This window comes from Thalassolituus sp. UBA3500 (assembly GCF_002377545.1).
Taxonomy (GTDB): domain Bacteria; phylum Pseudomonadota; class Gammaproteobacteria; order Pseudomonadales; family Oceanobacteraceae; genus Thalassolituus.
Genome location: NZ_DFQB01000050.1, coordinates 1 through 12,360, shown reverse-complemented (window position 1 = coordinate 12,360; position 12,360 = coordinate 1). Strand labels below are relative to the sequence as shown.

Below are 12,360 nucleotides of genomic sequence, written 5' to 3'. Positions count from 1 at the left end.
AATGAAAATGCCACTTTGTCCGGAAGTCAGGGGTCATCGGATTGAATTTTGGTAATACGCTCACTCGCCTCGGCCTGCTCAGGTTTTCGGTCGCTCTGATCTGGCTCGTACTGCTATTCTGGCTTGCATTCGTGGGCTTTAATCTGCCGCCTATCATCTGGTGGGTGCTCGCAGGTTATATCCCACTGATCGCCCTGCCATTCTGGCAGGCTTCGAGACGAATGGGGCAGGATGCTCTGCTACTCAATATTGTCGCGGAAACCCAGCTGATGACGGCACTGCTGTTTTTCAGTGGAGGGGCGACAAACCCTGTGATCTCGTACTTTCTGGTGTTAATGGTTGTCTCAGCGTACAGCCTTAACCGGTATCGCGCACTTATAGTGGCCGGCACACTGATTCTGGATTACAGCGTACTGACGCAGTGGTATACACCGCTGGCGATGGGCATGGATGGCAAAGGCTCTTTGTTTGACTGGCACCTTGGTGGCATGTGGCTGACCTTTGTTCTCAGTACACTCATTATCGCTGCGTTTCTGCCCGCACTGGTACGTGATCGACAACGGCATGTTGTTGAGATCCAGTCTCTCCGGGAGCGACAGCTCAAGAACGAGCAACTCATTGGTATCGCTACGCTCGCAGCAGGCACCGCCCATGAAATGGGCACGCCTCTGATGACCCTCGATATGCTGCTCGACGAAGCCACCGAGCACGAGGTTAGCGATGAAGATATTTCTGTCATGCGCCAGCAGGTAGAGCGGTGCCGACATTCGCTTCAGCAGCTGGCGATGGCGGGCCGACAAAGTAGCGCCCATTCAGAACACGATGCTGAGGAGTGGCTGATGCGCCAACTCCATCGCTGGCGTTTGAGTAAACCGCATGCTTTATGGGATGAGCTTGATTGCAAAGCATCAGCTATCATCCCCGCCTCGCCACTTCTGGACCAGGCATTACTGAACCTTCTGGATAACGCCGCAGAAGCCGGACAGAAACCTGTACAGCTGCGCTCCCGAGTAACTTCTGACTTCTGGGAGCTGGATATTATTCAGCCTGACCCGGAAGCAGCCAGTCACATCAGCGAAGAGGCCGTATTCGCAAGCCAGAAAGAACATGGCATGGGCATCGGACTTTATCTGAGCAACGCCAGCATTGAGCAGTTTGGTGGCAGCATTCACTTAAAAGCTCTGAATTCGGGCGGCAGCCTGAGCCACTTGAAACTGCCCATAGCCTCGCGGAGACAAAGCGCATGACGTTACGTTACCTGATCATTGATGATGACGAACATTTCGGTCGTGTACTTTGTCGTAGCCTTGAAAGAAGTGGCGCAATAGCCACCTTCATCCGCAGTCCGGAAGAACTGGGAGACGTTGAAGATTCTCCGCAGCGAATTATTCTTGACCTGCGCCTTGAGCACAGCTCTGGTCTCGATCTTATTTCTCCGATAAAACAGCGCTGGCCTGAAGCTTCTATTATCGTACTTACAGGTTATGCCAGCATTCCTACCGCTGTAGAAGCGGTCAAACGCGGTGCCGACAACTATCTGCACAAGCCTGCAACATTGCAGGATCTTATTTCGACCTTCGAAGGTAAGTCTGTGGATCAGCAGCAAGCTGAAGTAATGAGCGTCGACAGGATGGAGTGGGAACACATTCAACGAGTACTGAACGAAAACGATGGGAATATTTCAGCGACAGCAAGGGCCTTAAATATGCACCGCCGGACTCTGCAACGAAAGCTGCAAAAGTATGCTCCCCGTTAATGAAGCTCACTAATTAAAATACGAATCTTCATCAAAGGTGCTCAGCCAGCGGGGGTGGAAGCTCACCATCCCTGCGATAAACATACCGTTTGTTATCCCTTCCGGAAACATCATTAACGGAAGCATTCTCAGGTAGTCCCGCCAGATCTGCTCCAGAGTATAAATACCTTCAAGCCAGAACCAGCCGGAAACAGAACAAGCGTATACAACCTGAGTAAACCCAGCATTCAGGAAGCCTGCCACCAGAATATAAATAAAGGGGTTATGAGGCATACGTTGATAGACATGAAGAAAAAACTGGTAAGCCGCCAGTATTGGAATTGCAGCCCCCAGCAAAAAAGAGAGCGCCCAGGCTTCTGGCTCAATGACACCCAAGAACACCATAACAACCAGCACCAGAGCCATATTCAGTAAGGCCAGACGCCAGCCCATCAGGAGCGTCAGCGCCGTTGCGGCAATAATATGGAAATCGAGTCCCGGACGAACTCCCGCCCGCATAAACCAGAATCCGGATACGACCAGCAAGCTTCCGAGAAAGAAATGTTGTACACCTGAGTGGCGCGAGAATGCCGCCCAGTTGATAGTTTTGAACGTATAAAAAAGAAGGGCGGCTGATATCAGCCAGGAAACTAGTAACGCAGTATGACTACTGAGTTCAGAGACCATTAATCACAAAGCTCCAGCGAATAAATCAGAGCGTCTTCACGGCCATCGGGATGAGGATAATAACCGGGGCGCCTGCCAACTTCGTTAAATCCAAGCGACTCGTACAGACCGATTGCGCTTGCATTTGATTCACGAACCTCGAGAAAGAAAGACATTATTCCTTTCATCTGCAACCATTGGCTGACACGACCAAGCAATGCTTTGCCATACCCCCGCCCCTGCATCTCGGGACGAACACTGATCATCAATAATTCCGCTTCATCGGCTACGGCAGAGATCACCGCATGAGCCGTATGCTCGCCGGCAACTTCGAGTACCCAGACAGAATCTGGCTTGCGCAGGTAGCGCGTCATGATTTTTTCAGACCACGGATACTGATGAGCTGCCTGCTCAATTGCCATAACCGTTTCGAGGTCTTCGATGCCTCCCGCGCGGATATCACTCATAGGCATCTACCGTTCCGCCAGACCATGCAATGAGAGCCATAAAGCACGCTTGGCGGACGCCGACGACATTAATGCCTCGAGGTCCGCTATATGGAAGTGCTCTTTAACGTCTATTTTATTCATCCAGCTCTGTGCGTTAGCGCCTACGGTGATAACGTAGCCGGCACCCTGACTGCTGAAATACTGCCATTGGGCCCTCAGTGCCTGCACGGCAACAGCTTCACTCTGATCCTGGTGGCGGGACTCGATAAATGGCCAACGAAAAGAGACTGGCTGAGGTACAACCGAGGGCTTCATGCCAAACGCTGCTAACACTCTGCCAGCAAAAGGGGCCACCTGCTCCAGCGGTATGTTGGCATCGACAACCCAGATCCCTGAGCCACTCAGCTGCATAAACTCCAGCGCGAACCTTGGCGGCTCACCAACAGAAGCAACGACGGTATCCTCAGCCGGCGGTGCTAAATCCGTACTGACCGGCGCTGCAGGCTTAACAGGCTCTGAAGGCGTTTCTTTAACGATTTCCTCTGCCACCTCAGGGTGAGCTGGCATAGGCTGCCCCGCCCGCAACAAATCTGCTGCGGCTACCGGGCGGGCATGATCATGCGTCGACTCAATATGAATATGCTCATGTCGCTCAGATGGCGAGTCCTCGGCCATCCAGCGAGACGCTGGGGCATGAGGCAGCTCTCGTCTGGGCAGCCACACTGTGATGCCCATCGACTTGAGATAATCGACCCGACGCTGCTCTAACATACGCCGTTAAACGCCGTCGTTCTGAGGGTGCGTACGATCGTTAGTGCTGACCAGAAGATTCAGTGCATGGATGTACGCCTTTGCTGATGCGACAACAATGTCGGTATCCGCACCGCTGCCGTTGACAATACGGCCCGCCTTTTCAAGACGCACAGTCACCTCACCCTGAGAGTCAGTGCCTTCCGTAATCGCATTCACCGAGTACAGCAAGAGATTAGCGCCGGACTTAGCGACATCTTCAATAGCACGCAGAGCTGCATCCACAGGGCCGCTACCTTCCGCTTTACTGCGATGCTCGGTGCCATCTTTGCTGATGACGATTTCACTCACAGGCGTTTCACCGGTAGCCGAGTGACTCTCAAGCGATACCAGACTATAGACATCAGGCAGAGAGGCCGAGCGGCTTTCTGTGACCAGTGCCTGCAGGTCTTCATCGAAGATCTCATGCTTCTTATCAGCAAGATCCTTGAAGCGAGCAAAAGCGTCATTCAAAGCTGCGTCCGTCTCAAACGTAACTCCCAGCTCCTGCAAACGACTGCGGAAGGCGGCACGTCCCGAGTGCTTGCCCATCACCATGCGGTTCGCACCCCAGCCTACGTCTTCTGCCTTCATGATCTCATAGGTCTCGCGGTGCTTAAGAACACCATCCTGGTGGATACCGGATTCGTGAGCAAAGGCATTGGCACCCACAATTGCTTTATTCGGCTGAACAGGGAAACCCGTGATGCTCGAAACGAGCCGCGACGTCGGCACGATATGAGTTGTATCAATACCGGTCTCGATGTTGAACAGATCCTGGCGGGTGCGGGTTGCCATGACCACTTCTTCAAGAGAGGCATTACCGGCGCGTTCCCCCAGACCATTAATCGTACACTCAACCTGACGAGCACCATTAGTCACTGCGGCGAGAGAGTTGGCTACCGCCAGACCCAGGTCGTTGTGGCAGTGTACAGAGAAAATCGCCTTATCCGCGTTAGGGATACGCTCAATCAGTGTTCGAATAGTATTTCCGAACTCTTCTGGAATCGCATAGCCAACGGTATCAGGGATGTTAATCGTGCTGGCACCAGCATCAATAGCTGCTTCGATAATACGGCATAGAAAATCGATTTCTGAGCGGCCCGCGTCTTCACAAGAAAATTCGACGTCTTCAACCAATCCACGTGCTTTCTTTACCGCTCGCACTGCTTGATCAATAACGGCATTTGGCTCCATACGCAGCTTGTACTGCATATGGATAGGTGAAGTCGCAATGAAGGTATGAATACGAGCACGCTCTGCATTTTTCAACGCTGCAGCCGCTTGTTCAATATCACGATCAACCGCTCGTGCAAGACTGCATACAGTGCTCTCGCGCACAGCAGAGGCAACGGCCTCAATAGCCGCAAAGTCTCCGGGGCTGGCAGCTGCGAAACCTGCCTCCATAACATCGACGCGCATTTTTTCGAGCGCTTTACCGATGCGGACTTTTTCTTCTTTGGTCATTGATGCGCCCGGGCTTTGCTCGCCGTCACGCATTGTAGTGTCGAAAATAACCAGGCGATTCTGCTGGCTCATAAGAGACTCCGATGCCGATGATTCAGGCGTACAGTATACGCCTGATCATCGGACATCGCAGCAAAGGAAGGTTAGCGGATTGGAGTGGCCGTCAGGTTAGCCTGAATATCCGCATTCTGAACAACAATCTGACTGATCAGCGTCTGAGGCGTACTGTCTGGAGTCGCAGCAATCTTCAGACCATCGATGTTCAGCTGTTTAAAGTGAACCCGACCGAATACTGCAAAGCCAAGAGGGCCACGTTCCGGGATCTCGGACTCCTGAATATACTGACCATTTGTATCGATCAAATCAGGACGACCATCACCATCAAAGTCATTGTCCGTATTACCGTCACCGTCCTCATCAATAAAACTTGCACGCACTGCTGTTCTTGCAACATCAAGCTTAAGATCAATATTCAGACCGTAGTCGTTCCCGCCCTGAGGACCATCCTGGGTGCTGAAGTTATCAAGAGTCAGGGTCGTACCATTTGTCTGTGTCCAAGAGAAGCGATTACCTTTGCCAAGGTAGCGATAATAATTAGGATCGTTCACGTCAGTAGGAGCCTCTGCAAACTTCGCCTTAACTTTGATAGTCAGCCCTTGCTCTCCGCGATCTTCGAAACGACCAGCGCCCGCACAATCAGTGCCTCCAGCGTTGAGTGAGCCGCCAATACAAACCTGACCTGCACCACCCGACGCTACTGAAATCGTAGTGCCATCCTCTAGACGTTCGAGCGTGAAGGCACCAAGGTTGTCGCCATCCTCGCGCGAGCCGAAGATAATACCACCCTCGATTTCACCTGTAGCGCTGTTGTACTGACCGACCTGAATGGTCGACCACGTCAGCCCTTTATTAAAGGTCAAGCCATCTTCGGTTACGTCAATAGATGCACCGCGCATGTGAAGGTCATAGGTTACACCTGTCAACCAGACACCACGACCGAACTCATCCACTGTAATCGCAGCATCACCATCAGTGATCCGCAGATCACCATTAAGCGTAAGACCCTGAGTACCACCAACGCCGTCGCTGTTAATCTGACCACCCGGAGCAATCGTCAGGTTACCATTGAGTGTGAAGCTGTACGATGGGAATACTTCCATTGCCAGAAGCAGCTCAGTACCACCCATGTAAGGGGAGTCCATTGCCTCTTCTTCACTAGTACCAACAGTTACGCCCGAGAAGCTGTACTCTCCGCGTAAATCTTTGAAGTCGATACGCAGGCCATCGTAAGTACCAACCTTGTTCTCACGGTCATAGCCAACGTTGGCATCAAACTGCCCCGTCGCTGAATTATAAGGGTTAGCATAATAATCAGAAGGCAGTGAAGCCATATCTGGGCCAGAAGTAAGATCAAGTGTTACCTCACCTTCACCCCAGCCGTTAAAACCGTTGAAATAAACCCAGTTACCATCATCGTTCATGGCGAAATAAGTATTACTCTCAGCTGCAGTTTTACCTGCAAAACTTCCCGGTGTGGTAAAGGTTTCACCATCTTGTGCTTCCGGCGCCGCAGACACAATATTCCATCCGACTTGCGCCCTTATACCCTGCTGCGTTGAGCCATCGGCACTAGCGATATCACCGCCTGGAAATAAATGTAGATAGTTTTTACGCTCAATCCCATCAACTAAGCCATCCTGAAAAAGCACCTGACCACGGAAACTACCGAGTGCAGCTCCATTCTCATCTCCAAGAATCAGGTCATCTAAGCTGAATGAGAAGGTGAGATCTTCGTAACGCAATGCCAGATAGGGGTTGTTAGCATCGTCTTCTTCAAAATCGAGCGTCAAACCAGACTCTGTACTGAAGTCTCCACGGAAGTTACGAGCGAGGATCACGTATCCGTCGTCCGTATATTTGAACGCTGGGCGATCGTCATCATCATTGATAAGCGTAAGAGCAGGTATGAAGGTAATACCCTCACCGATATCAGCGCCGCCACCTTCAATCGTGAAGGTACCGTATGCTTCAAGATCGACACTGAGTGAACCAAACGTGTCACCCAACAAATAACCCGCTGAGTTAGGGTCGCCATAATCACCCACAGCGATATTAGGATCATTAGACAGACCAATCGCAGCTGCCTCATAAGTCAGGCGTAGGCCTCGATTATCAAAGGTACCGAAGTCGAACTCGACATTGCCGTCATTAACGATGAGGCGACCGTAGTTAATGATGGCTGACATTGCTAAATCATCAATGATCCACTCCATGCCGTCATCGCCGAAGTGCAAACCGTCGAAGAACAGGCCGACCTGTGAACCATCAAAGGCAAGATTTCCGTTACCGTCATCGCCCATGTTGAGACGAAAAACCCCAGTGTCATCAGTCAGGTCGCCCGTAGTACCGCCATCACTATACGCCTGAGTCGCACCGCGCAGGCTGAAAAAATCGTTGGTAATACCAGTAGTGCCGGTCATGCCAACGCCGCCAACGGTAAACTCGCGAGCACCAAGCTGGTTGAACAGATTAAGGGTACCATCCGAGTCAATATCTATCGTCGTTACCGAGGCAGAGCCAATACCAGAGTTGATATTGATGTCACGCATATTGGCTGCAACACCATCCTGGCTGTAGCTAATTTCACCTATATCCAGCTGCCCAGGGTCAAGTTCAATCGTCACACCAGACTGACCAGATACATTCGCCATGCTCTCATCATCAAGCGCTTCCAGTGCCGATACTGATACAGCCTGAATCGCGAGCGTGAGTGCACTTAACGTCAAAGTAGTCTTTTTCATAATCAATCCACCGGAAACAGGAGTAAGTTACCACCGACAGTGATATCGCCATCCAGCTGGACACCGAAGATTTCGGTTTGCCGAAATGCGGTTCCATCCTGAAGAGGCACACCAAATTCACCATTGTTAGCTACAGCGAACTTAAACTTAAAATCGTTGAAGGTAATGGTTCCTGGTAGCCCGATTTTCAAAACTTCGTCGTCAACCGCTTTTTCTTCGAAGCCACCATCAACCCAAACGTCGTAGTTCGTTGCGGTCGTCAGTGTTTCCGTCTGAAGCGTCAACCCTTCGAACGACATACCGCCAGACACGTCATCCAGAACGTACCAACCTTCACTGTTCTCATTCAATTTGATGGCAAGGCGCAAACCACAGATGCCGTTTTCGCATTCTTCAGAGCCAACGATATTACCGGCACCGTCGAATATAGGACGAGAACCTGGAGTGAAGCCTGAGACTTCATTGGGATCGTCCCAAAGGGGTCCACCATCTTTGTTGATCGCGAACTCACCGGATAGGTAAACACCACCCTTACCTGAAATTTCAGACAAGTCAAAATCATCAATTGCTTTCATCTCGGCCATTGCCGAAGATGCGACCATTAATGTGGATATAGAAAGTACTAACTTATTAAATGTCATTCTGACCTCCACCTTTTACAGGTCGCGACTGGTAACTTTAAGGTACTGAGCACGCAAACCGTCAACCGTGATTCTACCGAGGCTGGCATCAGGACTGTTGCCGATACGCACGTCGCTGATAGATATAAAGCTCTTCGGTGAGTTTTCATAGTAATCATCATAGAAAGTCTGCATAGCTTCTTGGCTACTGGTGTCGACATCATCACCAGGACGGAGCTTGGTCAGCTCAAACTCGAAATTACCATCCGACGTAGCAGACAGACGCATTGGCTGAATCTCGCCGTAACCCAGGTTAAGACTGACAAACATGTTATCCAAGTTTAGAGTAGAAGCCTCCTTGGCTACAGGATCATTGTCACAAACCGAAGGATCACAAACACTGATATCCAACTCTTTGATAAATAAATTCAAGCGAATCTCAGCATTCAGCTCATCGTCACCCTGCTCGTCCGGAGCAGACCAAAGACGGAACGCAGTTCCATCGATAAACAGCCCTTTCATGTTGATATCGATGTAGTCAGTACGCGGGCTGGTTGAGCCATTTGGATTTACTGAGTTCACTGCGAATTCGAAGGATGCACCCACATCCAGGCCATCCCTGCGCTCCACACCACTTGCCAAAGCTATTGAAACACTTTCGATACCATCTTTTGTTTCTCCCTTGCGCGTGATCAGGCCACCGTCGCACGAGCCAAAGTCACTCGAATCCAGACCACACAGCACCTTGAATTCTTCTACATTATTGACCGCTTCAATATAAGAGCCTGCTGGCCCAAAACTCTCAGAATCATTATTAGCAGCAGCCAGATCTATACGTGCTTCAATAAGATCGTTATATGCATCCTGGCGTACCGACTGCTGTTCCTCGTAGGAGTCGTAAGAATTGTTGTATGCGGTCCGAGCATCCCGACAAGCACCTCCCCCGATTGCGGGACATGCGGAACCATTCAATCCGGTACAATTATCGCCAAACTCACAATCAGCTTGAGGTCGAATAGCCATAAAAGCTTCATAAGCATCGAATGCCGTAGTCAGACGCTGACCGAGCTCAACAACCTCGGCGTCGTATTCCGTTTGCTCCTGTGCAACAGTGGCCTCCCTTGGAACAATTTCACTCAAGTAGTAACTATTCATCTGATTTTCTAGTGCGCCTAATGCCAGAGAATAGGTATCTACAATTTGCGCTCTGGACGAATTCAGGGCATCAATTTCATTTGTAATCGCCTGCACTGCGACTCCGTTAGAGCCAACCGTTGCCAAGTCGTCACACCCAGGCTGCCCCCAAACACACCCCTGATAGTACGAGAATGTGGCAAAAGTTGCGCTATTCTGGACATCTGATTGGTACTCATCAGCTGCAAGTTCAAGTAGAGCCAGTTCATTGTTAATCTGACCGTACTTTTCGTTATACAAAGGATCATTAGGATCGAGGCCTCCACTGCCTCGTAATGAACGAATTACGTACGGATGGAGGTAACTACCAATCTGTCCCGGTGTGCGAATAGAGCCCTCGTCACTGCCTTCCCCCATAACATAAAGGCTAGTCCACTTAATATCGATCTCTTCGCCCGCAGAGCTTTGTATGCCTGTTACTGAAAGCTCAGCTCCTTCCGTGTCCAAAACGAAATCTTCAAGGGCAAACCCAAGCCCCTCACCAGTTGCCGCACTCATCTGGCTATCATCAAGAGCCTGCAAGTCAGCAAATGCCGCAGCAGAGACAACCATCGAGGTGATTAACATAGATCGCAAGATTTTCATAATTAGCACCCCTTCAGGCTACCAACACAGGTAGCCTGACGTGGCGTACCGTTCGTTGCACTGAACAAATCAAGGTTGAGTGGATACTTCACACCAGAGCCAGAATCGAATTTAGCGATATTCAAAAACGCTCCTCTCTGAGTTAATACGCGATCACTGCCTTCGATACCCGAAAAATCTTCCCACGGAACAGAAGTAGTCTGAAGAGATACAAACGCACCTGTAGCTCCGCCGCCATTCTCAAAGTCAACACTTTCATCGCCGACATAGACACTCTGAAAGTTAGTTAGAGGGAAACAAGCGGGAGTACCCGTAACAGTACAGTCTTCAGACCCGGTAAGCGCGGGAATAATAAATTCAAGCGCAGAACCTGGAGCTGTGAAGCTCCTACCCCCCGGAACACCCGCCCAGGAAGCTCGTTTAAGGTAAGGGACGTCCAGATATGGGCTATCGGGGTTTTGAAGCTCACCATCTTCATTTAACTCGCGACCAGCGCCATAACTATAACCAGCGGTACCTACAGCACCATCAACCAAGTCGATTGTACTTACCAACTGCGTACCCAAAGCATCTGCCAAACCTAGTTCAATACACTGCAACCAACTCGCAGTACCCTGACCATTACAGTTCTGGTCATATACCACCGAGGCAGGCCCTTCAATTCGGCCATTCAAATTACCTGTTAAAGAGATAAGATCTCCTGACAACCAACCCTGAGCTTCCGAGAAGCCGATACGTACTCCTGCAATCTTCCGGACACCGCTCTCTACTTTATACGCAAGTTCAATGTAAGGATCACGGATCTTAAACTCTTCAACACCAGCATTAACGGCATCTTTGTAATTAGTGACCCGGCCAAGACCGAAGTTCTCAATAATCAAATCAGCATCATGGGCCACCAAGTTCCCATTTTGAGTCACAGGGTTACCCTGAGAATCCGTCATTGGCACAGTACCGTCTTCACCTACTGTCCGCTCAAACTCACCAACCTTAAGCGTGTCGATGGTCATCAGGGTTTCGATATCTAAGCCCAGATTCACCTTTGTGAACTCATACTGCCCTGCCCATTCACCAGTGCCGTCACTGTATGATGATGCATCGATGGTGATAAAGGCTTGACCAGCAACATCAGCCATCTCGCGATCACTGATCGCCTCAAGTGAAAGCGCTGGCAGAGACATAGCGGTCAATGCAACTGTTAATGGATGGCGGAGAATGTTTTTCACTTCACGACCTCACATGTCGGTCAAGAGACACCGCTTCGACTGTAGAACCAGTCTATATCAGGACAGATAGATATTCGGTGACAGCTTGTTTTTATTATTGGAATACTTGTTACGTATAGGATATTCGCTAGGGATTTTGCTTCAAGGGGTAATAGCGGTACGAACGTACTCTTTACAGTGAGAAGACGTTCGTGGCCCGTCGATTTTGAGCATCAACGGCATAAACTCTTAAATAGACGCCATTTGTCTCACGCTGAGCCGCAATCGCGCATAGCCAGACAAGCTGGCTGAACCGCTCCTACACGGGTATGACAAGATCCATCGAAAGATCGTAACGCGATGCTTGTGCGACTCTGTAGGAGGGAAGCGTCTTCCCGATGGCGTCTGGGTCGCAGAGGCTTTCGGGGATAGGATCCCCTCCTACATATTTCTGTCGAAGCGCCGCATCGCGCATAGCCAGGCAAGCTGGCTGAAGCGCTCCTACACGGTTAACTTTCTTACGGGCAAGAAAAACCCCTAACCACGTTAGTGATCAGGGGTTTTGGATAAGAGCTTGATCGGCGAAGCCAACTGCACCATGACCTGAACCTGCGCAGCAGGTAGGTCATCGTCAAGGAGTCCAAAGCTACGCTTTGTCTGGCTTCGCCACGCCTGCGGCGCTCAAGGCTGGCACCTCCGGTGCATCGCCTTTCACATGACGCTTCGCTGCCCGATAGGTAGTAAAAATGATTATCGTATTCTACCCAATACCCCAGCAGGCAACCTGGCATAAACCCTAGATAAGAAAAAACCCCAGCAGGTTACCCTGCTGGGGTTTTGAATAAGAGC

General features: G+C 50.5%; 10 protein-coding genes. 2 read left to right on the top strand and 8 right to left on the bottom strand.

Features of this window, described 5'->3' with window-relative positions:
• Window positions 1-41 precede the first annotated feature (41 nt).
• Window positions 42-1,247 carry an ATP-binding protein gene (locus B2R29_RS12510; RefSeq protein ID WP_289109178.1) on the top strand — a complete coding sequence of 402 codons (1,206 nt, stop codon included), beginning with the start codon at window positions 42-44 and terminating at the stop codon, window positions 1,245-1,247.
• Window positions 1,244-1,756 carry a response regulator transcription factor gene (locus B2R29_RS12505; protein WP_289109179.1) on the top strand — a complete coding sequence of 171 codons (513 nt, stop codon included), beginning with the start codon at window positions 1,244-1,246 and terminating at the stop codon, window positions 1,754-1,756. Before B2R29_RS12510 ends, B2R29_RS12505 begins: the two co-directional genes overlap by 4 nt.
• Window positions 1,757-1,765: 9 nt before the next feature.
• Here B2R29_RS12505 and B2R29_RS12500 read toward each other — a convergent pair whose 3' ends face one another.
• From B2R29_RS12500 to B2R29_RS12465, 8 genes are all read right to left on the bottom strand, one after another.
• Entirely contained in the window at window positions 1,766-2,422 is a 657-nt protein-coding gene (locus tag B2R29_RS12500) for an energy-coupling factor ABC transporter permease (RefSeq protein WP_349678007.1), read from the bottom strand.
• The gene (rimI, locus tag B2R29_RS12495; protein ID WP_301181373.1) at window positions 2,422-2,868 is read right to left on the bottom strand and encodes a ribosomal protein S18-alanine N-acetyltransferase; all 447 of its coding nucleotides are present in this window, start codon (window positions 2,866-2,868) and stop codon (window positions 2,422-2,424) included. Before rimI ends, B2R29_RS12500 begins: the two co-directional genes overlap by 1 nt.
• Window positions 2,869-2,874: 6 nt before the next feature.
• Window positions 2,875-3,621, bottom strand: a complete 747-nt coding sequence (locus B2R29_RS12490; RefSeq protein WP_301181372.1) for a hypothetical protein — start codon at window positions 3,619-3,621, stop codon at window positions 2,875-2,877.
• 6 nt (window positions 3,622-3,627) lie between these two features.
• Window positions 3,628-5,178, bottom strand: coding sequence for a 2-isopropylmalate synthase (locus B2R29_RS12485; RefSeq protein ID WP_301181371.1), 1,551 nt, complete (start codon window positions 5,176-5,178; stop codon window positions 3,628-3,630).
• 71 nt (window positions 5,179-5,249) lie between these two features.
• On the bottom strand, window positions 5,250-7,907 hold the full coding sequence (locus B2R29_RS12480) for a DUF6160 family protein (protein WP_301181370.1): 2,658 nt from the start codon (window positions 7,905-7,907) through the stop codon (window positions 5,250-5,252).
• 2 nt (window positions 7,908-7,909) lie between these two features.
• Window positions 7,910-8,548: a DUF6160 family protein gene (locus tag B2R29_RS12475; protein ID WP_301181369.1), complete on the bottom strand. Its 639-nt coding sequence runs from the start codon at window positions 8,546-8,548 to the stop codon at window positions 7,910-7,912.
• 15 nt (window positions 8,549-8,563) lie between these two features.
• Window positions 8,564-10,306 (bottom strand): hypothetical protein, encoded by a 1,743-nt coding sequence (locus B2R29_RS12470; RefSeq protein ID WP_301181368.1) that lies wholly within the window; start codon window positions 10,304-10,306, stop codon window positions 8,564-8,566.
• A 2-nt stretch (window positions 10,307-10,308) separates the two neighbouring features.
• Window positions 10,309-11,532 carry a hypothetical protein gene (locus tag B2R29_RS12465; RefSeq protein WP_301181367.1) on the bottom strand — a complete coding sequence of 408 codons (1,224 nt, stop codon included), beginning with the start codon at window positions 11,530-11,532 and terminating at the stop codon, window positions 10,309-10,311.
• Window positions 11,533-12,360: the final 828 nt, after the last annotated feature.